A 26,720-nucleotide genomic window follows, 5' to 3' on the forward strand; every position below is an offset into this window, starting at 1 on the left:
CACATGGACGATCGGAACGGGTGGGGACGGGAGCGACCCGCCCCCACCGGGTCGCCTCGAAATCCGTCCCCGTCGTTCGTCGATCAGGCGAACGTGACGGACGACCGGATCCACGAGGAGTTCGACGAACCGGCAGGCTGGGAGCGGGCTGCCGATCTACTTACCTGGGACGAGCCCTACGGCACCGTCCTCGAGGACGAGGACGCCCCGTTCTACCGCTGGTTCACCGGCGGCGAACTCAACGCGTCGTACAACTGTCTCGACCGGCACATCGAGGCCGGCCGGAAGACCCACACCGCCATCAGGTGGGAGGGCAAGCGCGGCGAACGCGAGACCTACACCTACCAGGACCTGTTCGTCGAGGTCAACGAACTCGCGGCGGCACTGGGGGAACTCGGCGTCGGCGAGGACGACGTCGTGACGATCTACTTGCCGATGATCCCGGAACTCCCGATCGCGATGCTAGCCTGTGCCCGGATCGGGGCCCCTCACAGCGTCGTCTTCGCCGGGCTGTCGGCGGACGCGCTCGCCACCCGGATGGACGCCGCCGACAGCGAGTACCTGCTCACCTGCGACGGCTATTACCGCCGCGGCGACGCGTTCAACCAGAAGAGCAAGGTCGACAACGCCCGGATCGCGCTCGACCACGACGTCCAGACGGTCGTCGTCGATCGACTCGGCGACGACCTCCCCCACGTGCTCGGCGACGGCGAACGTGACTACCACGACCTCTGCGCGGAGTTCACCGGCGAGACCGTCGAACCGGTGTCCCGCGACGCCGAGGACATGCTGTTCCTGATGTACACCTCCGGGACGACCGGCGAGCCGAAAGGCGTCGTCCACAGTACGGGCGGCTACCTCGCCCACGTCGCCTGGACGAGCCACGCCGTCCTGGACGTCAAACCCGAAGACACCTACTGGTGTGCGGCCGACATCGGCTGGATCACGGGTCACTCCTACATCGTCTACGGACCGCTGGCACTCGGCACGACGACCGTGATGTACGAGGGGACTCCCGACTACCCCGATCGGGACCGCCTCTGGGAGATCGTCGATCGGAACGCCGTCGACGTGTTCTACACCGCACCGACGGCGATCCGGGCGTTCATGAAGTGGGGCGAGGAGTATCCCGCAGGGCACGACCTCTCCTCGCTGCGGCTTCTCGGCACCGTCGGGGAACCGATCAGTCCGCGGCCGTGGGAGTGGTACTACGAACACATCGGGGACGAGGAGTGCCCGATCGTCGATACGTGGTGGCAGACCGAGACGGGAGCGATCACGGTCTCGACGCTCCCCGGCATCGACGAGATGAGACCCGGCGCTGCGGGGCCAGCCCTGCCGGGGATCGACGCCCGGGTCGTCGACGATTCAGGGACGGAGGTCGAACCGGGCGAACCCGGCTACCTCGTCCTCGCCAGGCCGTGGCCGGGGATGGCCCGGACGCTGTACGACGGCGACGATCGGTTCATCGAGGAGTACTGGACCCGGTTCTCGGACCCCGAGGCGGACCGGTGGTGGTACGAGAGCGGCGACGCGGCCCGGATCGACGAGGACGGCTACATCACCGTGCTGGGCCGGGTCGACGACGTGATCAACGTGTCGGGACGACGGCTGAGCACGATGGAGATCGAGTCCGCGATCGCCGGCGTCGACGGCGTGGCCGAGGCCGCCGTCGTCGGTCGCACGAGCGGGGCCGGCGACACCGAAATTTGCGCGTACGTGAGCACCGAGAGCGGCTACGACTCCGACCCGACGGTCCGCCGATCGATTTTTGATAACATCGAGTCCACGATCGGAACGATCGCCCGGCCCGCGGCGGTAGTGTTCACCCCCGAACTCCCCAAGACGCGATCGGGGAAGATCATGCGCCGCCTGCTCGAGGACGTCGCGAACGGCGAGGAACTGGGCGACACGAGCGCGCTCCGGAATCCGGAGATCGTCGGCGAGATCCAGGCCGAGATCGGCAACGAGGGCGACGAGGACGTTCGCCCCCCGTAACGTTTCGCTATTTCTACGCTGACGAAACGACTTCCCCGCGATCGACTGCGTCGTATCCGGGAATATCCAGTGAACGGTGACGACAGGCGATACAGTTATGTTCGCGTCGCCAGAACGAGCGAACCAGACGCTATGAGTCTCGAGGGGACTACGGGGGTCGTGCTCGGACGCCGGGAGTACGAGTCCCTCCTCGACGCCGCGGAGACCTACCGAGAGGCGCTGGTGATCCGGCTCTGTGGGGACGTCGGACTCCGGCCGGCCGAACTGACGCGGCTCACGATCGGCGACGTCGAGCAGGTGCGGATCGATCCGCCGCGGTACCTGGTACGGGTGCCGACCGGCGACGACGCCGGGGGTCGAACCGCGTACCTGCCGACCCGCGTCGAGCGCGAACTGAAGCGGTACGCCCGCAGTAACGACCTCTCGTCCGACGATCGGATCTTCACCGTGACGCCGCGACGCCTCCAGATGCTGGTGTCGGACGTCGCCGATCGGGCGAGCGACCTGTTCGACGATCCCGGCCTCGCCGACGTCTCCACGAGCAACCTCCGGCAGTACTTCGCCCACACGGCGCTGGTCGACCACGACGTGAACCCCCGCGTCGTCAAGAGTGCGGGCGGCTGGCGCAGTTTCGAAGCCCTCGAGTCCTACCTGCCCGAGCCGACGGATACCGAGATCGTCGAGGCATTCGACGCCGTCGAAGGGCCGTCGCGGCCTCGCTCCGGGGACCATCGGTCCGGTCCCGCGGTGAGCGACGACAGCGTCGTTCGGCTGTTACTGGCCGCCAGCGACCGCTACGCTCTCGTGCGCCTCGACGCCGACGGCTACGTCGAGCGGTGGAACCGCAGCGCGGCCGCGATGTTCGGCTACCGGGCTGGCGAGATCGTCGGCACCCACGTCTCGGCGTTCTACACCGACGACGCCGTCGAGGACGGGGTTCCGGAGCGGACGCTCTCGACGGCGCTCGACGAATCGGGCTACGAAACCGACGGCTGGCGCGTCCACAAGGACGGCTCGCAGTTCCGCGCGACCGAAACCGTCTCGCCGCTCCGGGACGACCAGGGTCACCACCGCGGGTTCGCCGTCTTCGTCCGCGACGCGACGGCCGTCCACGAGGAACTCGAGGGCGTGCGCGAGCGCCGGGACGAACTCGATCGGCTCTACGCGGTCTCCCAGCGACACCGGGCCGTGACCGACGCGTTGCTCGAATCGACCGATCACGAGGAGGTCGAGACGGCCACGTGTGCCGCACTCACCGACGGACGGGCCTACGAGTTCGCCTGGATCGACCGGGCGACCATGTCGGATCGCCGCCGGAAGTGGCGCGCCTCCAGCGGGATCGACCCCGGCGCGGTCGAACGGGTCGTTCCGGACGAGTGGCGCGGGGACGGTTCGGGCACTGGGGTCGACCGATCGGACCCGGCGATCACCGGCGAGACCGAGGGCGGAGCGGTGACCGTCGCTGACGACGTCGGGGCGACGCTCGACGACGACGCGTTCGCGGGGGCCGTCGCGAGAGTCCCCCTCGGCTACGGCGACACCGTCTACGGAACGCTCGCGGTCGCGACCGAGCGACCGGGGGCGTTCGAAGACGACGAGCGGGCGTGGCTCGAGACGATCGGCCGACAGGTCGGCTACGCGATCGCCGCGATCCGCCGGCGGAACCTCCTGCTGTCCGATCGCGTGATCGAACTCGAGATCGCCTGCCGCGACGATCGATCGTTCTTCGTCGACGCCTCGCGCAAACTCGGCTGTCGGTTCGAACTCGACTCGCTGGTCTCGATCGAGGAGTCGACGCAGCTCTACTACGTCTGGCTCGAGGGGGCGTCGCCGTCCGACGTCTTCGACCTCGCCGACGCTGCTCCCGGAATCGAGGACTGTCGGCTGATCGAGACCGACGAGGACGGCTGGCGCGTCGAGTTCGTCATCGAGAGTTCCTGTCCGATCGTCACGCTCACCGAGTACGGGGTGACCGTCCACGAGGCGGTCTTCGAGGGCGGGTCGGCGACGATTACCGGCGACTGCGCGGCCGACGCCGACGTCCGGACGATCCTCGACGGGCTTCGCTCCACGTTCCCGGACTCCGAACTGCTGGGGAAACGCGAGGCCGAGCGAACCGTCCAGACGGCCCGCGAGTTCCGGGAAGGACTCGAGGATCGCCTGACAGATCGCCAGGAGGCCGCGCTCCGGGCGGCCTATTTCGGCGGCTACTACGACTGGCCCCGGGAGAGCACGGCCGAGGAAGTCGCCGACGCGATGGGGGTTTCCTCCCCGACACTGCACAACCACCTGCGGAAGGGGCAACACGAGTTGCTCCGGACGTTCTTCGACGATCCGGACGAGTAGCGTCTATCGGGCGAACGGTCGTCGACGATCCGGACGGGGACTGTCCGGAGCGATCGTGATCGACCCGGTGCTAGGTCTCTAGATGTTCCGTCCGAACCGTTCGAGATCGCGGACGGTCCGCCACGCAGTCGACACGATCCGTCCAGTGATGGTCCGTCGCGCCGTCGATAACACGGAAAAACGGGCGTCGGAACCGGCTATCATGTCTTAAAACAGTCAATATATGCTAGATACTCCTCCGAGAATCGAGTCGATTTTGTACAACTAGAGGCCGGCTTTACTAAGTGGGTACTCGATTGGTTGGCTGTACCATGTCACAGGACAATGCCGATCTCGAGGCACGACTCGAGGAGCAAGAGGCGTTCGAACCTCCAGAGTCGTTCGTCGAGCAGGCAAACGTCACTGATCCGGGGGTATACGACGAGTTCGAGGAGAACTGGCCGGAGTGCTGGGAACGAGCAGCCGATCTGCTCTCGTGGGACGAGGCGTACGACACCGTCCTGGAGGACGGGAACGCGCCGTTCTACGAGTGGTTCACCGGCGGCGAACTCAACGCGTCGTACAACTGTCTCGACCGCCACGTCGAGGACGGTGCGGGCGACAGCGTGGCGATCGAGTGGGAGGGTGAACTCGGCGAGACGCGCACCTACACCTACGAGGAACTGCTAGACGAGGTCGAGGACTTCGCGGCGACCCTTCGGGACCTCGGCGTCGAGGAGGACGACGTCGTCACGCTGTACATGCCGATGATTCCCGAGTTGCCGATCGCGATGCTGGCCTGTGCCCGCATCGGCGCGCCGCACTCGGTCGTCTTCGCCGGCTTCTCGGCGGACGCGCTCGCCACGCGGATGAACTCGGCCGACAGCGAGTACCTCGTCACCTGCGACGGCTACTACCGCCGCGGCGACGCGCTCGATCACATCTCGAAGGCCAACGAGGGTCTCGAGGGCGTCGAGCACGAGGTCTCCGACGTCGTGGTCGTCGATCGGCTGGGTGACGACCTCGAGCACGACCTCGCGGACAACCAGCACGACTACGACGAGCTGGTGGCCGACCACGAGGGGTCGTCGGTCGAGCCGGTCTCGCGGGACGCCGAGGACATGCTGTTCCTGATGTACACCTCCGGGACGACCGGCAAGCCGAAAGGTGTCAAGCACACCACCGGCGGCTACCTCGCGTACACGGCCTGGACGAGCCACGCCGTGCTGGACATCGAAGCCGATGACACCTACTGGTGTTCGGCGGACATCGGCTGGATCACCGGCCACTCCTACATCGTCTACGGGCCGCTCGCGCTGGGCACGACATCGGTGATGTACGAGGGAACGCCGGACTACCCCGACAAGGATCGCCTGTGGGAGATCGTCGAGAAGAACGAGGTCGACATCTTCTACACCGCGCCAACGGCGATCCGGGCGTTCATGAAGTGGGGCGAGGAGTACACGCAGAACCACGACCTCTCCTCGCTGCGACTGCTCGGCACCGTCGGGGAGCCGATCAACCCGCGCGCCTGGAAGTGGTACTACAAGCACATCGGCAACGAGGAGTGCCCGATCGTCGACACCTGGTGGCAGACCGAGACCGGGGGCATGATGATCACCACCCTGCCGGGGATCAACACCATGAAACCGGGCTCCGCGGGGCCGCCGCTACCGGGAATCGACGCGCGCGTCGTCAACGCGCAGGGTGAGGAGGTCGACGCCGGGCAGGCCGGCTACGTCACGGTCAACAACCCGTGGCCGGGCATGCTCCGGACGCTGTACAACAACGACGATCGGTTCATCGAGGAGTACTGGAGCGAGTACTCCGACGAGGAGGCCGACGAGTGGGTCTACTTCCCCGAGGACGGGGCCAAGATCGACGATGACGGCTTCATTACGGTCCTGGGTCGGGTCGACGACGTGCTCAACGTCTCCGGCCACCGGCTCGGCACGATGGAGATCGAGTCGGCCGTCGTCGGCGTCGAGGGGATCGCCGAAGCCGCCGTCGTCGGCGGCGACCACGAGGTCAAGGGCGAGGCGGTCTACGTCTACGCGATCCCCGAAGACGGCTACGAAGGCAACGAGGAACTCGAGGAGCAGGCCGTCGAAGGCATCCTCGACTCGATCGGGCCAATCGCCAAGCCCGAGGAAGTGATCTTCACGCCCGAACTGCCCAAGACGCGATCGGGCAAGATCATGCGCCGGCTGCTCGAGGACATCGCGAGCGGCAACGAACTCGGGAACACGTCGACGCTGCGGAATCCGGACGTCGTCGACGATATCGCCGAGCAGGTCGCGGGCGAGTAATCACCCCGACATATTTATAAGAGAGACACAGACAGTAAACATCACGGTTCAACACATGACAGACAATAACAGTCACAATACGAGCGACGAATCGAACGAACTCCAGACGGACGGAGGCGTCTCGGAAGTCGAGCGGGAGAAGCAAATCGACTATCTGGACGTCGAGATCAACCTGCTGAAACCGGCGACCCCGTTCATGCAGGACCACAATCGAATCATCTTACGGGGGTTCGCGATCTGGGCGGTGATCGTCTTCGGACCGATCACGTTGACGCGGCTCGCACCGGACGTGATGACGTCGACGATGCCGGTACTCGGCTTCCCGCTTCACTACTTCCTGATCGCGATCGGCGGACCGGGCGGCGCGCTCCTGCTGTCGGTCTGGTACGTCCGCAAGCGCGATCACATCGACGAAAAATACGATATCGAACAGTTCGCCGGAGCCGATCTGGAACGGACTGACACCAGCGGTCAGGAGCCGACCGCGACCGACGGGGGTGCCGAGAAATGAGCGGGCTCGCCGCGGCTGACGCCCTCGCGATCGCGGGGGACGTGTTCGTGCCGCTCCAGGCGGACGAGGCGTTGCTTCCGGAGGGGCTGGATATCGGCTTCAAGCCGGTACCTGCGATCATCGTCATCGCGATGATGGGGCTGTTCCTGGCGGCCGGGGTCTTCTACAAGGTCGCCGACACGGCCGATATGTGGGTCGCCGGTCGCTCGATCGGCAACGTCGAAAACGGGATGGCGATCGGCGCCAACTGGATGTCGGCCGCCTCCTACCTGGGGATGGCCGCACTCATCGCCTTATCAGGCGTCTACGGGCTGGCGTTCGTCGTCGGCTGGACGACCGGTTACTTCATCCTGCTCATCTTCCTGGCCGCGCAGATGCGCCGGTTCGGGAAGTACACCGCGCCCGACTTCGTCGGCGACCGGTTCAACTCGGACGCCGCGCGTGCGATCGCCGCGATCACGACGTTCCTGATCGGGTTCGTCTACGCGCTCGGCCAGGCACGCGGGATGGGTCTGGTTGGCCTCTACATCCTCGGAGACCCCGGCCTTCCGGGTCTGAGCGGGTACCAGGGGATGATGGTCATCTTCATGGTCATCACGATCGCGTACCTCGCGCTGTCGGGGATGCTCGGCGCGACCAAGACGATGGTCATCCAGTACGTCATCCTCATCAGCGCGTTCCTGATCGGGTTACTGGTGACTGGCTACGCCTCGGGCTACTCGACGATACTACCACAGCTCGAGTACGGGATGCTGATCAACGAACTCAGCGCCGAGTTCTCCGATCCGTTCGCGGGCGGGAGCTACTACCTGTGGATCGCGACGGCGTTCAGCCTGATCTTCGGGACCTGCGGCCTGCCCCACGTGCTGGTCCGGTTCTACACTGTCGAGAACGAGCGAATCGCCCGCTGGTCGTGCACCTGGGGGCTGTTCTTCATCTGTCTACTGTACCTGTCGGCACCCGCGTACGCGGCGTTCGGTACCGACCTCTACAGCGACGGGGTTCGCGCGGCGTACGGCGATCCCGGAATGAGCGCAGAAGCCGGTGACGTCATCGTCGTGCTGGCGACGCAACTGGCCGGGCTGCCGACCTGGCTCGTCGGCTTCGTCGCGGCGGGCGGCATCGCCGCGGCGGTCGCGACGGTCGCCGGTCTGTTCATCGCCGGCTCCTCGGCGATCTCGCACGACATCTACGCAAACATCATCAACCCCGACGCTACCCAGCGCCAGCAGGTCCTCGTCGGCCGTCTGAGCATCGTGGCCCTGGGCGTGCTGACGATCATCTTCGCGCTGGACCCCACGGCACCGATCGCCGCGCTGGTCTCGTTCGCGTTCTCGCTCGCGGCCATCGTCCTGTTCCCGATGTTCTTCCTCGGGCTCTGGTGGGAGAACACGAACCGGCAGGGCGCGCTCGCGGGCATGACCACCGGACTGATCGTCTGGCTCATCCCGATGTTCAACGAGGGCCACTTCGGTCCCGGCTTCGGAAACGAGTTCCTCGCGACGTGGATGCCCGCGATCGGCTCCGGCCTGGTCGGCGTGCCGATCGTCTTCGCCGTCACCATCGCCGTCTCGCTGGTCACCGACGAACCGCCGCTCGAGACCAAGCAGATGGTCCGGCAGTGTCACAGCCCGGAACCGATGCCAAAAGACAAGACGGCGGCCGACGTCGTCGCCGAGAAGAACAGCGGTGGACCGAGCCCTGCGGACGACTGATCCATGTACGAACGCATACTCATCCCGACGGACGGAAGTGACGTAGCGGAACTGGCGGTCGAGCACGCGCTCGACATCGCCGCGCAGTACGACGCCGAGGTGCACGCGCTGTACGTCGTCGACACCGACGCGGTCGCGTACAGCCTGGGCGCAGAACAGGTCGATCGGATCAGACAGGGTAACTTCCAGGGCATGACCGAACTCCGCGAGGACGCGGAAGCCGCAACCGGCTACGTCCGCGAGCAGGCGCACGAGCGCGGACTCACGGTCGTCGAACACACCTCCGGAGGACAGCCCCACGATTTGATCGCCGACTACGCCAGCGACAATGACATCGATCTCGTCGTCATGGGAAGCCACGGTCGCTCCGGCGTGAGACGCGCGCTGCTCGGGAGCGTCACCGAACGGACGCTCCGATCGACGACGGTCCCCGTACTCGTCGTCGACGCGCGAGCGGACGAGGTCAAATAGCGGACTCGCGTTCATCGCACGAATAGCCGACGACCACTGTTTTTTCGCCGCCACGTCGATCAGCGACGGTGGCGCCGATTCGGACACCGCCTCGTATCAGAATCGTCCCAATAGGTACAGGCTGTTCGAAGCGAATGCCACGGGGCTTGACGCGGTTCGGGTTGGGCATCGAAGCGGCGCTCGACGCCACCGATCGCCTCGAGAGCGACACCGACGCCGATCCCGGGTTGGATCGTCTGCTATCGGCCCTCCCGGACGGACGGGTCGCGGTCGCGAGCGTCTTCGAACCGATCGACGAATTCTCCGACCGACCCGGGTCTGCGGTTCCTCGCGACGGCTCGTTACTCCTGGTTCGCCCTCGCCAGCTTGAGACTCATGAAGAAGCCGTAGTACGCGACGATTCCAGCGAGCATGAACATGTAGTACGCCCACCTCGGCCCGTCGACCAGCGTGAAGAAGACGTCGACCGCCGTTACCCAGAGGATCGCGAACATCAGGTCGGTGAGGATCCCCCACCGCTCCTCTCGGGCGGTTTCGAGCCACTCGGCGATGCCACTCATCGATCGATCACCCGCTGAACCCCGGTTTCGCCCATCGACTACGAGTTTTTCCGGCACCTGAAAAAGCCTATCGGCGCTCTCGATCGAGGCTCCCCTCGGACGAGTCCTCGTCCCAGTACTCGACGTCGTCGTCGATTCGATAGTACCCCTCGAGCGATCGTTCGTCCCGCCCGCCGGGCGGGGAGCCGACGTAGACGCCGAACTTCTCCATCTCCGGGTAGACGGTGATATCGGGTTCGATCATCGTCGAGATCATCAGGTACCGGAGCGGGTCGTCGCCGTCGTTGACGACCCGGTGGCCGCCGCTCTCGTCCGCCGGCAGGGTCACGTAGTCCCCCGCCCGAAGCGGCTCTTCGCCATCCGCGGCCCGGAGCCGTCCCTCGCCCGCCAGCACGTACAGCGCCTCCTCGTTGGCCGTGTGGTAGTGGTAGGGCCACGATCGACTCCCCGGCGGCAGTTCGTAGAGGCTACAGCCGAGGTCGTCGGCGTCGACCGCGTTCGCGAGTTCTTTGCGCCGAAAGGCGGTCTCGCCGTCCGTCTCGTCGCGATCGTACTCGTCCCAGTCGAGGGCGGATTCGTTGATCTTCTCCATAGTACATAGCATGGGAGAGGGGCCCAATAACGGTCGGTGTCAGCCTGGCCACCGGTCCCCCGGAGTCGGGGTGCAAAACGAAATCCCCTAACCTCCCGCCCCAGTGGGTACCCTCATGCAGGAGTTTCCCGAGGTCGCCGTCCTTCGACTCGGCCACCGCCCCGGCCGGGACGAGCGGATGACGACCCACGTCGGACTGACCGCGCGAGCGCTCGGGGCCGATCGAGCCGTCTTCCCCGACAACGCGGGCCAGTCCCACGAGACCGTCGCGGACATCACCGATCGGTTCGGCGGCCCGTTCGACGTCGAACTGACGGCGTCGCCGAAGGCGCTCATCCGAAACTGGGACGGCCGGATCGTCCACCTCACGATGTACGGCGAGCGCGTCCAGGACGTCGAGGGCGAGATCCGATCGGCCCACCACGACGACGAGGACCCGCTCCTGGTCGTCGTCGGGGCGGAGAAGGTCTCCTTCGACGTCTACGAGGCGGCCGACTGGAACGTCGGCGTCACCAACCAGCCCCACTCCGAGGTGGCCGGCCTCGCGGTCTTCCTCGATCGACTCTTCGAGGGTCGGGAACTGGACCGCGAGTGGGTAGACGCCGATCGGCGCGTGATCCCGATGGAGACCGGCAAACGGGTCGAGTCGGCCGACGCGGACGACGACGGGGAGTAGCGCCCCCTCTTAAGCCATACAGTGATCGTGCGTAACGTATATCCTCCCGCTACGAAAACATCCACCAATAATGATTCGTGAGGGATCGCCGTGCGCGTGATCGTCGTCGGTGCCGGCGAGGTCGGGCGCACGATCGCCGCCAACCTCGAGGACTCCCACGACGTCGTGATCGTCGATCAGGACGGCGACGTCGTCGACGAGCTGACCTACTCGCTCGACGTCCTGGCGGTCGAAGGGGACGGGACGGACATCGAGACGCTCGAGGAGGCGAACATCGAGTCTGCCGGGCTGGTCATCGCGTGCACGGACGACGACGAGACCAACCTCGTCGTCTGTGGGGCCGCAAAGACCAGGAGCGACGCGTTCACGATCGCCCGCGTCAAGCGCCGCACCCTGCTCGAGACCTGGCAGGGCTCCCAGGGCGCGTTCGGCGTGGACTTCATGGCCTGTACGGACCTGCTGACCGCCCAGGCGATCTTCCGGATTTCGGGCCTGGCCGCGGCCCAGGACGTCGAGATGTTCGCCGGCGGGCTCGTCCGGATGGCCGAGTTCGACATCGGATCGGGGAGCCCCGTCGCTGACAAGACCGTTCGCGAGGCCGACCAGTACGACTCGCTGACGTTCGCCGGCATCTTCCGCGACGGGGAGATGATGGTCGCGACCGGCGAAACGATGATGCGCGCCGGCGACAGGGTGGTCGTGATCGGTAGTCCCGACTCCGTCAGTGGGTTCGCCACCGACATTGCCACGGCCGAGACGAACGGGTCCAAGGAAGTCGTCATCGTCGGGGCCAGCGAGATCGGCTTCCAGGTCGCCCGACTGTTCGACGAACAGGGCAACCGACCGCGACTGATCGAACGGGATCCCGATCGCGCCCGGGAGGTCGCCGAGAAACTGCCGAACACGATGGTGATGGAAAGCGACGCGACGGACGCGGAGTTTCTGGCCCGCGAGCACGTCGACGAGGCCGACATCGTCGTCGCCGCCCTCGACAGCGACGAGAAGAACCTGCTCGTCTCGCTTCTTGCCCGTCGTCTCGGCGTCGATCGGACCGTCGCCGTCATCGAACACCCCGAGTACGCGGACGTCTTCGAGACCGTCGGAATCGACGTGGCGGTCAACCCGCGCGAGGAGACCGCCGAGGAGATCGTCCGCTTTACCCGCGCCGACCACACCGAGAAGGTGGCCATGCTCGAACACGATCGCGCCGAGGTGATCGAGATCGAGGCGAACATCAACAGCGTCCTGACGGGCCGACCGATCGCCGAGGCGACCGCCGACCTGCCCGACGGTGTCGTGATCGGGGCGATCTCCCGCGGCGGCGAACTGGTGACGCCCCGCGGGACGACGGTCGTCGAATCGGGCGACCACGTCGTGCTCTTCGTCGACGCGAGAGTCCTCGACGACGTCATCGACCTCATCTAACCCGGTTATCGCGTCACCGCCGACTCGGTCGCCGTCGCATCGGCGGTGACGCGATCAGCGCCGCCACTCCCTGTTCTGTCCCGTCTCCCGTTTGGCTCTCTCGACCGATCGCTCGAGGATTCTGTCGACTGCCCACAGCACCCAGACGAGCACCAGGAGACCGAACGCGACCATCTCGATCCGGACGATCGTCCCGTGCCAGACGGTCAGGATGGCGGCCATCAGTCCGATCGAGATGACGACGACCCCGAACACGTCGAAAAACGTTCGTGGATCGCGAACACTGGGCAGACGGACGGGCATTCGAGGATTTCTACGAGACGAAGCCCTTTAGTCGTCTCCCCGAGTCGTCTGTCGACAGGATGACGGGCGTGCGATCGTCGGACGAGTTGACGAGTAGCCGGTCTGCGGGGTGGGACTGATGGTACGGATCGACTGGCGGGCGAGCGTCGCACTCACAGGGACGATCCTGAAGTATCTCGCGCTGACGATGGTCGTCCCGCTAGTCGTCGCGCTCGTCTACGTGGAAGAGAGACAACTCCTCGTGTTCGGGCTGACGATCGCGTTCACGATCGCGCTCGGACTCGCCCTCGAACGACTCGATCCGGAGCCGGATCTCCAGCCGCGAGAGGCGATGCTGGTGGTGGCGATCTCCTGGCTCGCCGTCGCGATCGTCGGAGCGGTCCCGTACGTCCTGGCGGGATATGGAACCGCGTCGACCCTCTCACACCCGGTCAACGCCCTCTTCGAGTCGATGTCCGGGTTCACGACCACCGGGGCGACCGTCCTCGGCGAGATTTCGACCGAGCGCCACTCCCACGCGATCATGATGTGGCGCCAGCTCACCCAGTGGCTGGGCGGGATGGGGATCATCGTCCTGATGATCGCCATCCTCCCCGAACTGGCGGTCAACGGGGCGCAGTTGATTCGCGCCGAGGCACCCGGACCGGAACTCCAGAAACTCACGCCGAAGATCGCCGAAACCGCGCGGATCCTCTGGCTCGTTTACTTCGGCTTTACCGTCCTGTTGATCAGTCTGCTGTACGGGCTCCACCTCCTCGGGCTCGCCCCGGAGATGACGTTCTACAACGCGGTCGCCCACGGCTTTACGACCCTGCCGACCGGCGGGTTCTCCCCGGAGGCCGACAGCATCGCCGCGTTCACGGCGATCGTCCAGTGGGTCATCATCCCGTTCATCGTCGTCGCGGGGACGAACTTCGCGCTGTTCTGGTACCTGCTCCGGGGCGAACCGCGGCGCTTCCTCCGGAACACGGAGTTTCGAACCTACGCCGGTGCGATCGCAGTCCTGACTGGGATCCTCGGCGCGCTCCTCTACAGTGGGGCGGCGCCGGCACTGGGGGCGCTCGGCGGGACCACCGAAGGAACGATCGAACCGGCACTCAGACAGGCCACGTTCCAGATCGTCTCGCTGCTGAACTCGACGGGATTCGCGACGAGCGACTTCGCGGAGTGGGAGACGCACGCCCAGGTTCTGCTCCTATTCACGATGTTCATCGGGGGGAGCGCCGGGTCGACCGGCGGCGGCGTCAAGGTCATCCGCTGGTTGATCGTCCTGAAGGTCGCCCACCGGGAACTGTTCACCGCCGCCCACCCCGAGGCCGTCCGGCCGATCAGGCTCGGCGGCTACGTGGTCGACGAGGACGCCGTTCGAGGGGTCCTCGGATTCACGTTCATTTACTTCCTCATCTTCGGACTCTCGACGGTCCTGATCGCGCTAGACGCCGCCCGCGTCGGTTACGAGTTGACCGCCCTGGAGGCGATCAGCGCGAGCATCGCGACGATCGGGAACATCGGACCGGGCTTTGGCTCGCTGGGTCCGTTCGGAAGTTACCTCGAGTTTCCGTACACGTCCAAACTCCTGATGATCTTTCTCATGTGGATCGGCCGCCTCGAGATCATCCCCGCGCTCGTCGTGTTCACCGGGGCGTTCTGGCGGCGGTAATCGCGAGATCGTCTCGTCCAGCGTACCACGACGAACAGGGGCGACACGCCGGATCGCCGGTCCGACGACGGCTTCGAAGCGATTCGTAGAATACGAGCAAGCACGCCCTCTCCGACCCGTCGAGGGCGTTCCTACGCTTTCGTCCGGGGTTCGTTCTCCGGTTCGTTCCGTTCCGGGGTGCGATCGCGGGAGCCGAAAATCCGTTCCCTGAAGCCGCGCTTGTGTTGCGTCTCGGCGAGCAGGACCGAGCACTCGACGTCGTCCAGCACGTCGAGGACGAGCGAGCCGCGGACCAGTCGCGAGAGCAGCCCCTTCTCGGTCGCGCCGATGATTAGCAGCGTCGCGTCCGTCGCCGCCTCCGCGATACGGGTCTCGACGTCGCCAGACTCGACGCGGAGGGTCGCGTCCGCCAGGCCGTGGTCGGCCGCCCACTCGTTCAGGAACGCCTCTCCGGCGTCGGTGTCGTCCGCGACGTGAAGGAGAGTCACCTCGGCGTCGAACTCATCGCCGAGCGTCTCCGCGACTGCCGCCGAGAGCGCCGAGTCCGGACCGCCCGCGGTCGGGACGAGGATGCGCGACGGGTCGAAGCCGCGATCCTTGAAGACGAGGAAGTCGCAGGGCAGGTTGTGCGCGAGTTCGTCGATCGCGGACTCCGCGCGACCGGACGAGTGGTGGTCTTCTCCCCACCCCATCACGGTCATGTCCGCGTCGAAGGTCGTCGCGGCGTCGAACACCTCCTCGAACGTCCGGTGTGAGAGGATCACGTGCGTTTCCACGTCGACGTCGAGGGTCTCGGCGTCCGCTTTTGCGGTCTCGAGCAGTTCGTTGGCGGCGTCGTACGCGCCCCGATCGCGGGCCGCCGCCAGCGACGTCTGGTCGGGCACGTTCGCGATGTTGACCGCGACGACGGTGCCGTCACGCTCTTTCGCGATTGCCGACGCGAGCGTGATGAGGTGTTTCTCCGTGGCCGGGTTCGCCAGCGGCACCATCACGCGGTAGGTGCTCTTTTCGGGCTGGACGGACGTCGCCGCGGAGACGGCCGCGTCGGGCATCTCCTCGGAGCGATCGAGGATCCACGTCCCCAGCACGCCGCGCGTTTCCACCTTCTCGCGGGCGTACAAGAGGTACCAGAGCAGGGCGAATACGACGAGTCCGGCCGAAAGGAGGATGATCCTCGGCTCGATGTACGCGATCAGCGCGAACGACGATACCGTCCCGATTATCGGGACGATCGGGTAGAGCGGGACCTCGAAGTCGGGGTCGTACCCCTCGACCTCCGACTCGCGCATCACGATCAGCGCGAGGTTGAGCAGTCCGTAAACGATGAGGTGGAGCACGGACCCCATCGTCGAGAGCGACTCGACGCCCCCGGCGACGAGGAACACGAGGATGAGCGCGCCGGTGAGCGCGATCGACTTGTAGGGCGTCCCGAACCGCTTGTGGATCTCGTTGAGTTTCGGGGTGACGATCTTCTCGCGCCCCATCGCGAAGTTGATCCGCGACGACGAGAGGATCGACGCGTTCGCCGAGGAGGCGGTCGCGAGCAGCCCGCCGATCAGCAGCATGCCGGCGCCGACGACGCCCAGCGAGTAGCCGAACACCTCGTAGTTGCCGAACAGCAGGCGGGCGGCGTCGACGACCGCGGTCTCGTTGTTGGCGACGAGGTCGTTCGGTACCGCCGCGAGCAATACGAGGAGAAACAGCGCGTACACGACCGTAACGATGACGACCGAGCCGAGGACCGCGAGCGGGAGGTTCCGCCCGGGGTTCTTGATCTCCTCGGCGACCGAGGTGATCTGGACGAACCCGAGATACGAGACGAAGATGATCCCCGTGACCGGGAGCACCTGGCTCGTCGTGCCCGGCGGCGCGAGCGGCCGTAGCGACTCCATGTCGGCGTTCAACAGCCCGACGACGGTGAAGACGGCGAGAATGCCCAGAAGCGACATGACGATGACGATCTGGAGCCCGCCCGTCTCCTTCGCGCCGAAGTAGTTGACCGCGATGAAAAGGAGGGCGCCCGCGAGTCCGATCACCTGCGCCGCCTCCAGCGTCAGCGGGCCGAGCCCAACCGATCCGAGCCCGACCAGCGCGTTGACGTACTCGCCGAAGCCGTACATGTAGAACGCGGAGGCGAACGCGAGCCCGAGCCAGTTCGCCCACCCCGCGACGGACCCGAACATGGGTCCGAGCGCGCGGTTCACGTAGAAGTACGCGCCGCCGGACTTGGGCATCGCCGTCCCGAGTTCGGAGGCGGACAGCGCGGTAAAGAGTGCGATGACCCCGCCGAGGACGAACGTCGCCGCGGCGAGCGGCCCGGCCCGTGCGACTGCCGTCCCCGGAAGGACGAAAATGCCGGCACCGATCATCGTCCCGATCCCGATCGTCAGCGCGGCGAGCGGGCCGAGGTCCTTCGCGAGTTCTTCTTCAGTACTCATTCCCGCTCACCACGCGAGAAATCGCCCGGCAGGCGCTCGTGCACTGTTCTGAACTGGCCGCCCTGACCCCGGTCGTCTTACGATCTCGTGGCGACGACTAGCGGTATCCATCTTCGAAGTCAACATATCTATTCGATAGGCGAAGTGAATTTGAACCTTTTGCATTTGCTATTCCAGAGAATCGCCCGATTTTCGTCGGCACGAATCGACGCGGGATCGGCGGCACATCGATCGGGGGTGAGAAACGAGACCCGATGCCCGATCGCGGGTCGCCTCTCGGCGGACTCAGTCCTCGCCACCGTCGGTCTGGGGGAGCGCGACGACGGGCCGATCGGCCTGTGTGACGAGCTTCAGCGTGAGATCGCCGGAGAGGAACCGGGCGAGGCGGCCACCCTCGCGTGCCCGGTACGCGATCGCGCTCGCGTCGACCTCGTCTGCGGCCGCGAAGATCGACTTGGCGACGTTCCTGCCGTACGCGACGTGGTCGTCGGCGTCGGGGAACACCTCCCGGACGGCGGCGAAGGCGTCCGCGGCCAGTTCTTCGGACTGTTCGACCGGGGTCTTGTCCGGCACGCCCTCGCCCTTCTCGACGACGTGGAGTGCCGTGACGCGGTCCGGGTCGTACGGCTCGAGCGCGCGGGCCGTCACCCTGGCGTCGGCCTCGTGTGCGACGGGAACGAGAACGTGTGCGAGCAGATCGCGTGTTGGCGTCTCCGCTGGCTGGTCCATACCGAATAGAGGCGAACGACTGTCAAAACGGTTTGGTGATTCGAGTCGTCGAGTGAGTCGAGGGCTGACTGGCCCCCGATCGAGCGAGCGCTCCGCCGTTGTGGGCGGGGCAGTTGACAAGACTTAATGGCTGGATGGCGTTATAGATAGCTAATGGCTTTTGAGGACCTGCTCGAGGATCCGGTCATCCAGAAGTACTTGCACGAGCTCGTCGGTCCCAAGGGGATGCCCGTCGCGGCGGCACCGCCGGACGGGGAAGTGACCGACGAGGAACTCGCGGAGGAACTCGACCTCGAGTTGAACGACGTGCGCCGGGCGCTGTTTATCCTCTACGAGAACGACCTGGCGACGTACCGTCGGCTCCGGGACGAGGATTCGGGGTGGCTCACCTACCTCTGGACCTTCGAGTACGACAACATCCCGGAGAATCTCGAGGAGGAGATGTACCGGCTCCACGAGGCCCTGGAGGACCGCCGGGAGTACGAGCGCAACCACGAGTTCTACCTCTGTGAGATCTGCTCGATCCGGTTCGAGTTCGGCGAGGCGATGGACTTCGGCTTCGAGTGTCCGGAGTGTGGCTCGCCGGTCGAATCGATGGACAACGACCGACTCGTCAATGCGATGGACGATCGACTCGAGGCGCTCGAGGACGAACTCAACATCGACGCGGGAGCCTGATGGTCGTACTCGCAACCAAACTGTACGTGGAGGGTGACGCCCGCGACCGGGCGCTGGATTCGCTCCGATCGCTCGTCGACAACGAGATCGGGGACCTCGACGTCGACTTCGACATCGGCGTTCGCCACGACGACTTCCCGTCGGTGACGATCGAGGGCGACGACGCGGTCGTCGCACGAAACGTCCTGCGGGAGGAGTTCGGCGAGATCGTCCCCGATCTCGAGGCCGGCGAGACCTACGTCGGAACTCTCGAATCGTGGGACGACGACGGGTTCGTCCTCGACGCCGGACAGGGTGAGGGGGTCCGGATTCCGTCGGCCGAACTCGGGCTGGGCCCGGGATCCCCCGAACAGATCCGCGAGCGCTACGGCCTGGTCCAGCACCTGCCGTTGCGGTTCGTCTACGAGGCTCCGGACGCGGACGGGCGGAGCCGACTCGCCGACGACGAGGTCGATCGGCTCTACGAGTGGACCCGCGGGACCGGCCGGCTCAACGTCAACAGCGCCACACGAGCGGAGGTACGGGCCACGCTCAACCGGGCCGGACACGCCCAGGACTACGTCACCGTCGAACGGCTCGGGCTGCTCGAACAGAGCGTGATCTGCACCGAGGGCACCGATCCGCCGGGACTGCTGGCGAGCGTCGGCGAGTACCTCCCCGCGGAACTGCGCTGTGTCGTTCCCTAGTATGAATCGACGGCTCGTTCTCGCGATCCTCGCGGTCGCGCTCCTCACGATGGGAGCCGGCTGTTCGGCGATCTTCGGCGGCATCTCCGACGAGGAACTCGATCGCGAACAGGAGTACGACGATCTCAGGGACAGCGACGCCGACGTGGCGATCGACATCGAGGGCGGGAGCCTGATCGGTGACGGCGAGTTCCGCGCGGTGTACGACCTCAACGACACCGAGGAACTCTCGCTGTACCGATCGACGTTCTATCGCGACGAGGCGCTCGACATCCACAGCGTCCGGTACTGGTACCCCAACGGGACGGAACTGAACGGCTCGGAACTCGACGTCGACCAGGGCCGATCGAGCACGGACGTCGTCGTGCCGGACGGCAACGGCACCCTCGCGTTCTCGGGGTCGGCAGGCGGCAAGACCTTCCGTCTTCCGGCGTACGTGACGGGATCGTACGAGGTGACTCTCCCGGAAGACCACCGGACGTCGAACTTCCTGTTCGGCGACGTCAATCCGGGCGGCTTCGAGCGCGAGACGGTCGACGGCAACCGGGAGCGGCTGGTCTGGGACGAGGTCGACAGTACGATCTCACTCAGGTTCTATCACGCCAGGGACATTACGCTGTTCGCCGGGCTCGTGGGGACGGTCGTCCTGCTCGGTGGCGTCGGGATCGGGTACTATTACCGGAAAGTCAAACGGCTTCGCGAACAGCGAGCGGAGATGGGGGTAGATGTCGACCTCGATGACGACGACGACGGCGGCCCACCGCCGGGCTTGCGGTAACGTCGCGACGCGGTCGTCTTCTGATTTGCTCCCTCTCGGCCCCGACACGTCCCTCTCTCGTGCGGAGTGCTGTCCGTCAGTTCCGGCGCACCCGCGACCGACCTGCGGTTCCGCCGGGAACTCGGTACAGCGGTCCGTATCAGGCGTGAATCGTCCGCTCGTCGAGCCAGACGACCGCGCTGTCGTCGATTTCGATCCGTCCGCGCACGTACCGGGTCCCCGTGGCGATTCGCGTTGGCTCGAGGGCGGCCGTTCGCACCGTCTCCGTGGTGCCGACCTCGTCGACGAGCCAGCCGTAGTAGGTGTCCCCATCGTCCGGGGGAGTGAAAACGAGGAGTTTCGGCTCGTCGACCCGGTCTCCGGGCCGCATCGTCGACGTGAACACCCGGGGAAGATCGATGACCCGAACTCGTTCGCCGGCGACGGTGACGGTGCCGGCGTTCCACGGGTCAGCGGCGGACGTGAGCGTCTCCTCACCGTTGACGCCGAGAACGGACGCGACGGCGTCGGCCGCGACGCAGTAGCTCGTCGCGTCGAGTTCGAACGTCAGAACAGTAACGTCATCTGATACGTCTCCGTCATCGCCGCCGTCACGCGGATTCGAAACCGACGTCATCCGATACGCTCGGTGCCCACAGCAAAAAATAAGTCTTGTGTGTTCGGCTACCGGTCCGGACGCGGGATCGCCGCCAGGTCGCCAGTCCCGGACGGATCGGTCGATCGGTTCCGTCAGCGTCCGTGACGGTGTCGGCAGTCAACGTTTTATTGGTGGAATGTGATACACGAACAGGAACATGGCCCCGGATCTGCCCGAAAAGCTTCTCGGAATTACTATCGACGACGCTGACGAGCAACGAGAGGAGTCGGACAGTTCGGCCGACGAGGAGGCACGACGCTGGTTCGTCTTCGTCGGCCTCGGTGAACACCGACTCGCACTCCCGGTCGACGAGGTGAAGACGATCACGGAGGCCCCGACGGACCTGACGCGGGTCCCCCGATCGCCGGCGGCGATCGAGGGGGTGACGGATCTCCGGGGCGACATCACTGCGGTCGTCGATCCACGCGTCCACTTTCCCGTGACGGACGATGAGTCGGAGCGCAACCGGTTGCTGGTCTTCGATCGCCCGGCCGATCAGCAGTCGGCGGGGATCCGGATCGACGACGTGATTGGCGTCGAAGCCGTCCCGGAACGGGACGTCCTCGACGAGAACGCCATCGAGGAGCGTGACCTGTCGGGCGACGCGCTCGAGCACCCGCTCGTCGTCGCGATCGTCGAACAGGAGCGCGAACCGGACCGTACTGCGGGGAGCGTCGTCGCGACGGCCGACGGGGAGAGCGGCGTCGATACCGGGGCCTCGAGCGGACCGGGCGGTGTGGCCGCGCTGGCGCGGGGTCGATCGATCGGAAGCGGCCTCGACTCGATCGGTGAGACGTTCGATATCGACGCCGACGAGGAGGTCGACGACGCGGCGGAGTCGGAGGACGAGACCACGGAGATCGTCGTCGAGGCGACCGCAGTGATCGACGTCGACAAACTGCTGTTAGCGTCGGGACACGGCGCAAACGGCCCGTAGACACGATCTCAGATGTCGGGGTCTGAGGCGTCTCTCACAGCCGTATTCGGCGTTTATCATTACTGATAATCGAGAGACAGCATTTATGGTAGTTGTATTTCTATCAGCGGTTGGTGTACTACTGAATGTCGACAGGGGTGCTCATCGTGGACGACTCTCATTTTATGCGGAATTTGCTCCGACAGATCCTAGAACAGGATTACCGCATTCTCGGAGAGGCGTCCAACGGCGCTGAAGCAGTCAAACTGTACAAAGAATACGATCCGGACATCGTAATGATGGACATCGTGATGCCGAAATGCAACGGCATCAAGGCCACCGCGGCGATCAAGAAACTCGACCCCAATGCGCGCGTCATCATGTGTACGAGCGTCGGCCAGCGGGAGAAGATGAAACTCGCCGTGAAAGCTGGCGCGGACGGCTACGTCACGAAACCGTTCGAAGAACCCAGCGTCAGAAAGGCCCTCTCCGACGTCGTCGCTGCATGACGGGAGTACTCGTTGTCGACGACTCGCAGTTCATGCGGACAGTCATCGGCAACGCGCTCTCCGACGCTGGCTACGACGTCGAAACGGCATCGAACGGCGCGGAAGCGATCGACGCCGTCGCGGAGTACGATCCCGACGTCGTGACGATGGACGTCGAGATGCCCGAACTGGGCGGGATCGAGGCCGTCGAGCGGATCATGGCGACGAATCCGACGCTGATTCTCATGCTCAGTGCGTACACGGAATCCGGCACGGAAGCCACGCTCGACGCGCTGGAACGCGGCGCCGTGGAGTTCCTCCACAAGCCGGACCCCAGCAATCCGGGATCGAAGAACATCGCACACCTCGCCGAGGAGGTCGTCGAGACGGTCGACGAACTCGCCGACGCGGACGTCTCCTCGCTCGCGCTCGCCCGGGCTGCCGCGGCCGTCCACTCGACGAGCAGTGCGACGGATGCCGTGAGCAACCGGTCGGCCACGCCCGCGGCGGGCCCCGTCACCGAATCCGGGACGGCGACGGCCTCGCCGGGAGCCGGTCCGACACCGGCACCCGGAGCAGGTGCCGATCCGGACGCGGCAGGCGAGGACGAGGCGATCGAACCGGTCTCGATCGACGACGAACCCGACGCCGATCCGACGATCGTGATCGGTGCGTCGACCGGCGGGCCGAAGATCGTCGAACGACTCTTCACGCGGCTCCCGGCGGCGCTGGGCGCGACGGTCCTCGTCGTCCAGCACATGCCCGTGGGCTTTACCGGCCGGTTCGCCGATCGACTCGACTCGCTGAGCGAGTACGACGTCCGTGAAGCGTCGGACGGCGATCGGATCGGTCCCGGCGAGGCGGCGGTCGCACCCGGCGATCACCACCTCGAGGTGGCACGGGCTACCGACGGGAGCCTCGTCCTCCGACTGGACGACGGGCCGCGGATTCACGGCGTTCGGCCGGCGATCGACGTGACGATGGAGACCGCCGCCGAGGCTGTCGCCGACCCGCTCTGTGGCGTCGTGTTGACCGGCATGGGTCGTGACGGGGCCGGCGGTATCGAGGCGATTTCGGCCGCCGGCGGCCACACCATCGCCCAGGACGAGGCGACGAGTCCGGTCTTTGGCATCCCCTGTCAGGCGATCGAAACGGGTTGTATCGACGAGGTTGCCCCCGCAAGCGAGATCGTCGACGAGATCGTCGACGCGTTTGCAACGGACGGTGAGAACGATGACTGATTACGTGACCGATTTCGTTCAGGAGAGCGACGAACAAATCACGGAGTTGAACAACGCCTTGCTCACGCTGGAGCGAGACCCCGACGACGACGAGGCGATGGAGAACATCTTCCGTATCGCCCACACGCTCAAGGGGAACTGCGGTGCGATGGGCCTCGAGTCGGCGAGCGATCTCGCCCACGCGATCGAAGATCTCCTCGACGCAGTCCGGGCCGGCGACCTCGACGTCACGTCGGAGTTGATGGACGTCGTCTTCGACGCCGTCGACGAACTCGAGACGATGATCGACGAGGTCGAGGCGACCGGCGAGATCGAGACCGATCCATCGGCGACGATCGAGGCCCTCCGGGGCCAACTCGGGGAGCCGTCCAGGCCACCGTCGATCGACCCGCCGAGCGAGAGCGAGATCGACGATGTCCTCTCGCGGTTCGAACCGCCGGCCGACGACGAACACGACGCGTATCTCGCACGGCTCGCGATCACCCCGGACGACGAGATCAACAACGGCCCGCTGGTCGTCGAGGCGCTGATCGACGCGTTCGACCTGATCGGAACCGTGCCCGGGCGAGAGCGGATCGACGCCGACGAGTACGGCGGGTGCTTCGACGCGGTCTTCGGCAGCGCCGTCGGCGAGACCGCGATCCGGTCCGGGCTGGAACCGGTCGACGAGGTCACCGACTTCGAGATCGTCGACGTGACCGATCGGTTCGACGCGATCGGCGCAGTCGGATCCGATGGTGCGACCGACGAAACCGCGGACGGGACCGAACCCGTCGCCGACGAGGACCTCCCGGACGAACTCTCCAACGAGGAGGCCCAGGAGCTCGAGGTCGACGAACTGCTCGACGAGTTCGACGAGTTCGACGACCTGGACGAGAAAGTCGAGGAACTCGAGGACGATGACCTGGACGCGTTCGACGAGATGGGTGACGCGGGATCCTTCGACGACCTCCTCGACGAGGAGGACATCGAAGCGGAGCCCGCCACCCCGTCGGACGACGCCGGGATTCAGGACGCCGGATCGGCCGACGTCGCGGCCGGGGAAGCCGCGTCGACTGGCGACGCGCCGGCCGACGACGAGGAAGTCGACGACGCCGGTGCGGTCTTCGAGGAACTCAAAGACGAGGTCGAGATGGTCGGCTTCGACGAACTCCAGGACGAACTCGAGAAACTCGAGTTCGACGAGTTCGACGACGAAGACGAGGTCGACATGGACGAACTGCTCGGCGAGGACGTCGACCTCGACGACGACTCGTTCCTCGGAGACGAGCCCTCGGACGAGGCGATCGACGAGATGCTGGTCGACGACTCGCCAGCCGACGCGGACGACGTGCTGGTCGACGACTCGCCAGCCGACGCGGACGACGTGCTGGTCGACGACTCGCCAGCCGACGCGGACGACGTGCTGGTCGACGACTCGCCGGCCGACACCTCGGTCGATCCCGACGACGCGTTCGTCGAGGACGACTCGGCGAGCGACGCTCGCGCCGACGCGACGACCGACGAGGCGGCTTCGACCGAGTCTGGGGATAGTGCAACTGCGACGGCCGAACCGGTCGGCGCGGTCGAGGAACCCGACGCGGACGAGGCAGTGCCGATCGACGCCGGGGAAGACGGTTCCGAGCCGATCGAGGGAACCGACGCCGGGGAAGACGGTTCCGAGCCGGCCAGCGCCGACCAGGACGACGACCTCGCCGACGTCGTCACGGAGGAGACGATCGGCGCGAACTCCGTGACCGACGAGTCGGACGCCGACGCGTTCGGTGACGAGTCGGCGACGGCGGCGGACGACGCCGGCACGTCGCCGATCGAACCCGAGAGCGACGGTGCATCGGGTGACGCCGCGGACGACGCAGTCGAGGCGGAACCGGCAGACGAGGCGGAACCGGCAGACGAGGAAATCGACGACGTCCCTGCTGCCGACTCGGACGACGACGCCTTTGACGACACGGCGGCCGTCGCGGACGACGTCGCTGGTGCCGACTTCGACGACGACGCGGAACCCGACGACTCCGTCGGGACCGGGTTCGAGTCGGACGACCTCGCGGTCGACGAGGCCGAATCATTCGCGGACGGGTTCGACGATCAGTTCGAAGACGAGGACACGTTCGACGCTGACGTGATCGAGGACGATGGGTTCGAGGACGACGCGTTCGACGACGATGATGGGTTCGAGGACGACGCGTTCGACGACGATCCGTTCGACGGTGTGCTCGACGACGATGGGTTCGAGGACGATGCGATCGCGGGTGGCGAGTTCGACACCCCGGACACAGAGTTCGACGCGTCGGACGACCCCGTCGACTCCTTCGGAGACGACGCGGTCGACACGACCGACGAGGACGACGTCGTCCGGGTGGTCGACGAACCGGAGTTCGAGATTCCGGACGTTACGATCCCGGAGCAATCCGATCGGCCGGACGCCGAGCAACAGACCGACGAAATCCAGTCGGTCCGCGTCGACGTCGAACAGATCGACTCGTTGCTGACCCTGGTCGAGGGACTGGTTACGAGTCGCGTTCGTCTCCGGCACGCGATCGAGACCGGGCAGGACTTGCAGGCGATCGCGACCGAACTCGACGACCTGGAGGACCTGACGACGGACCTCCAGGAGACGGTGATGGACGTCCGTCTCGTGCCGCTCGAGACGGTCGCGAACCGCCTGCCACGCGTGGTGCGTGACATCGCGCGCGAACAGGACAAGGAGGTCGCGTTCGAGATGACCGGGGAGAGCGTCGAACTCGATCGGAGCATCCTCGATCGGATCGGCGACCCGCTCATCCACCTGGTTCGCAACGCGGTCGACCACGGGATCGAGCCGCCCGAAGAACGGGCGGCCGCCGACAAGCCCCGGGAGGGGACCGTGGCCGTGACCGCCGATCGATCGCGCGACCGGGTCCGGATCACGGTCTCCGACGACGGGAGCGGCCTCGATCCGGATCGCCTGCGATCCGAGGCCGTGGATGCCGACATCCTCACCGAGGACGAGGTGGCCGACCTGCCGGACGACGAGGCGTACGACCTCATCTTCCACCCCGGTCTCTCGACGGCCGACGAGGTGACCGACGTCAGCGGCCGCGGCGTCGGGATGGACGTCGTCAAACGGACGATCAAGGACCTGGACGGCTCCGTCGAGATCGACAGCGAGGCCGGTGCCGGAACGACGGTGACGATGACGTTGCCGGTGTCGGTCGCGATCGACGACATCCTGTTCGTCGAGTGTGGCGGCGAGGAGTTCGGCGTCCCGACCAAGGCGGTCGCCGACATCGAGGACGCGTCCGTGGTCGAGGCCCGGGACGGCGAGCCCGTTCTCTCCGACGAGGAGGGAGAGTGGTCGGTCGTCCAGCTCGACGAGGTGCTCGACACGCCACGAGCCGGCGCCAACGGTAACGGGATGATCGTTCGCATCCGCGACGAGGTCAGGCCGATCGCGCTTCGATGCGATCACGTGCACGGCCAGCAGGAGGTCGTCGTCAAGCCCTTCGAAGGCTTCATGCGTGGCATCCCCGGACTCAGTGGGGCAACGGTTCGGGGTCGGGGAGAGGTAGTCAACATCCTGGACGTGACGACACTATGAACGAACA

At 66.0% G+C, this 26,720-nt stretch carries 22 protein-coding genes; 16 read left to right on the forward strand and 6 right to left on the reverse strand.

What is annotated here, in order from left to right:
• Positions 1-3: 3 nt before the first annotated feature.
• The 6 genes from acs (MUN73_RS00475) (at position 4) to MUN73_RS00500 (ending at position 9,329) form a co-directional block, all read left to right on the forward strand.
• The gene (gene acs, locus MUN73_RS00475) at positions 4-1,998 is read left to right on the forward strand and encodes an acetate--CoA ligase (RefSeq protein ID WP_250138490.1); all 1,995 of its coding nucleotides are present in this window, start codon (positions 4-6) and stop codon (positions 1,996-1,998) included.
• Positions 1,999-2,130: 132 nt separating this feature from the next.
• Positions 2,131-4,344 (forward strand): bacterio-opsin activator domain-containing protein, encoded by a 2,214-nt coding sequence (locus MUN73_RS00480; protein WP_250138491.1) that lies wholly within the window; start codon positions 2,131-2,133, stop codon positions 4,342-4,344.
• Positions 4,345-4,655: 311 nt separating this feature from the next.
• Positions 4,656-6,632: an acetate--CoA ligase gene (gene acs, locus MUN73_RS00485; protein WP_250138492.1), complete on the forward strand. Its 1,977-nt coding sequence runs from the start codon at positions 4,656-4,658 to the stop codon at positions 6,630-6,632.
• A 55-nt stretch (positions 6,633-6,687) separates the two neighbouring features.
• Positions 6,688-7,143, forward strand: coding sequence for a DUF4212 domain-containing protein (locus MUN73_RS00490; protein ID WP_250138493.1), 456 nt, complete (start codon positions 6,688-6,690; stop codon positions 7,141-7,143).
• Positions 7,140-8,858, forward strand: a complete 1,719-nt coding sequence (locus MUN73_RS00495; RefSeq protein ID WP_250138494.1) for a VC_2705 family sodium/solute symporter — start codon at positions 7,140-7,142, stop codon at positions 8,856-8,858. Before MUN73_RS00490 ends, MUN73_RS00495 begins: the two co-directional genes overlap by 4 nt.
• Before the next feature lie 3 nt (positions 8,859-8,861).
• Positions 8,862-9,329 carry a universal stress protein gene (locus MUN73_RS00500; RefSeq protein ID WP_250138495.1) on the forward strand — a complete coding sequence of 156 codons (468 nt, stop codon included), beginning with the start codon at positions 8,862-8,864 and terminating at the stop codon, positions 9,327-9,329.
• A 341-nt stretch (positions 9,330-9,670) separates the two neighbouring features.
• On the opposite strand, the gene MUN73_RS00505 is transcribed toward MUN73_RS00500, so the two are convergent.
• A complete protein-coding gene (locus MUN73_RS00505; protein WP_250138496.1) occupies positions 9,671-9,889 on the reverse strand; it encodes a DUF8119 family protein in 219 nt (72 codons plus the stop codon).
• A gap of 67 nt (positions 9,890-9,956) precedes the next feature.
• Positions 9,957-10,481 carry a cupin domain-containing protein gene (locus tag MUN73_RS00510; protein ID WP_250138497.1) on the reverse strand — a complete coding sequence of 175 codons (525 nt, stop codon included), beginning with the start codon at positions 10,479-10,481 and terminating at the stop codon, positions 9,957-9,959.
• A gap of 115 nt (positions 10,482-10,596) precedes the next feature.
• On the opposite strand from MUN73_RS00510, the gene MUN73_RS00515 reads away from it, so the two are divergent.
• Complete coding sequence (locus MUN73_RS00515; RefSeq protein ID WP_250138498.1) at positions 10,597-11,157, forward strand: tRNA (cytidine(56)-2'-O)-methyltransferase; 561 nt, start codon at positions 10,597-10,599, stop codon at positions 11,155-11,157.
• Between the two features lie 90 nt (positions 11,158-11,247).
• Positions 11,248-12,582 carry a Trk system potassium transporter TrkA gene (gene trkA / locus MUN73_RS00520; protein WP_250138499.1) on the forward strand — a complete coding sequence of 445 codons (1,335 nt, stop codon included), beginning with the start codon at positions 11,248-11,250 and terminating at the stop codon, positions 12,580-12,582.
• A gap of 54 nt (positions 12,583-12,636) precedes the next feature.
• Here trkA and MUN73_RS00525 read toward each other — a convergent pair whose 3' ends face one another.
• A complete protein-coding gene (locus tag MUN73_RS00525; RefSeq protein WP_250138500.1) occupies positions 12,637-12,837 on the reverse strand; it encodes a hypothetical protein in 201 nt (66 codons plus the stop codon).
• Positions 12,838-13,000: 163 nt separating this feature from the next.
• Here MUN73_RS00525 and MUN73_RS00530 point away from each other — a divergent pair, with 163 nt between their 5' ends.
• Positions 13,001-14,545 carry a TrkH family potassium uptake protein gene (locus MUN73_RS00530; RefSeq protein ID WP_250139591.1) on the forward strand — a complete coding sequence of 515 codons (1,545 nt, stop codon included), beginning with the start codon at positions 13,001-13,003 and terminating at the stop codon, positions 14,543-14,545.
• 131 nt (positions 14,546-14,676) lie between these two features.
• Here the strand turns inward: MUN73_RS00530 and MUN73_RS00535 are convergent, their stop codons facing one another.
• The gene (locus MUN73_RS00535; protein ID WP_250138501.1) at positions 14,677-16,983 is read right to left on the reverse strand and encodes an amino acid permease; all 2,307 of its coding nucleotides are present in this window, start codon (positions 16,981-16,983) and stop codon (positions 14,677-14,679) included.
• Between the two features lie 285 nt (positions 16,984-17,268).
• Positions 17,269-17,712 carry a universal stress protein gene (locus tag MUN73_RS00540; protein ID WP_250138502.1) on the reverse strand — a complete coding sequence of 148 codons (444 nt, stop codon included), beginning with the start codon at positions 17,710-17,712 and terminating at the stop codon, positions 17,269-17,271.
• Between the two features lie 153 nt (positions 17,713-17,865).
• On the opposite strand from MUN73_RS00540, the gene MUN73_RS00545 reads away from it, so the two are divergent.
• Genes MUN73_RS00545 through MUN73_RS00555 form a run of 3 tightly spaced genes read left to right on the forward strand, consistent with a single transcriptional unit; the run spans position 17,866 to position 19,854 of the window.
• Complete coding sequence (locus MUN73_RS00545; RefSeq protein WP_250138503.1) at positions 17,866-18,390, forward strand: transcription factor; 525 nt, start codon at positions 17,866-17,868, stop codon at positions 18,388-18,390.
• Positions 18,390-19,076: a DUF2110 family protein gene (locus MUN73_RS00550; protein ID WP_250138504.1), complete on the forward strand. Its 687-nt coding sequence runs from the start codon at positions 18,390-18,392 to the stop codon at positions 19,074-19,076. The genes MUN73_RS00545 and MUN73_RS00550 overlap by 1 nt, the downstream gene beginning before the upstream one ends.
• A 1-nt stretch (position 19,077) precedes the next feature.
• Entirely contained in the window at positions 19,078-19,854 is a 777-nt protein-coding gene (locus MUN73_RS00555; protein ID WP_250138505.1) for a DUF5803 family protein, read from the forward strand.
• Between the two features lie 139 nt (positions 19,855-19,993).
• Here MUN73_RS00555 and MUN73_RS00560 read toward each other — a convergent pair whose 3' ends face one another.
• On the reverse strand, positions 19,994-20,470 hold the full coding sequence (locus MUN73_RS00560; RefSeq protein ID WP_250138506.1) for a chemotaxis protein CheW: 477 nt from the start codon (positions 20,468-20,470) through the stop codon (positions 19,994-19,996).
• A 178-nt stretch (positions 20,471-20,648) separates the two neighbouring features.
• Here MUN73_RS00560 and MUN73_RS00565 point away from each other — a divergent pair, with 178 nt between their 5' ends.
• The 4 genes from MUN73_RS00565 to MUN73_RS00580 all read left to right on the forward strand — a co-directional run bounded on the left by MUN73_RS00565 (position 20,649) and on the right by MUN73_RS00580 (position 26,713).
• Positions 20,649-21,428: a chemotaxis protein CheW gene (locus MUN73_RS00565; RefSeq protein WP_250138507.1), complete on the forward strand. Its 780-nt coding sequence runs from the start codon at positions 20,649-20,651 to the stop codon at positions 21,426-21,428.
• A 125-nt stretch (positions 21,429-21,553) separates the two neighbouring features.
• Complete coding sequence (gene cheY, locus MUN73_RS00570) at positions 21,554-21,916, forward strand: chemotaxis protein CheY (RefSeq protein ID WP_250138508.1); 363 nt, start codon at positions 21,554-21,556, stop codon at positions 21,914-21,916.
• Entirely contained in the window at positions 21,913-23,136 is a 1,224-nt protein-coding gene (gene cheB, locus MUN73_RS00575) for a chemotaxis-specific protein-glutamate methyltransferase CheB (protein ID WP_250138509.1), read from the forward strand. The genes cheY and cheB overlap by 4 nt, the downstream gene beginning before the upstream one ends.
• Entirely contained in the window at positions 23,129-26,713 is a 3,585-nt protein-coding gene (locus tag MUN73_RS00580; protein WP_250138510.1) for an Hpt domain-containing protein, read from the forward strand. Before cheB ends, MUN73_RS00580 begins: the two co-directional genes overlap by 8 nt.
• Positions 26,714-26,720: the final 7 nt, after the last annotated feature.

This window comes from Halosolutus amylolyticus, assembly GCF_023566055.1.
In the GTDB taxonomy this organism is placed as follows: domain Archaea; phylum Halobacteriota; class Halobacteria; order Halobacteriales; family Natrialbaceae; genus Halosolutus; species Halosolutus amylolyticus.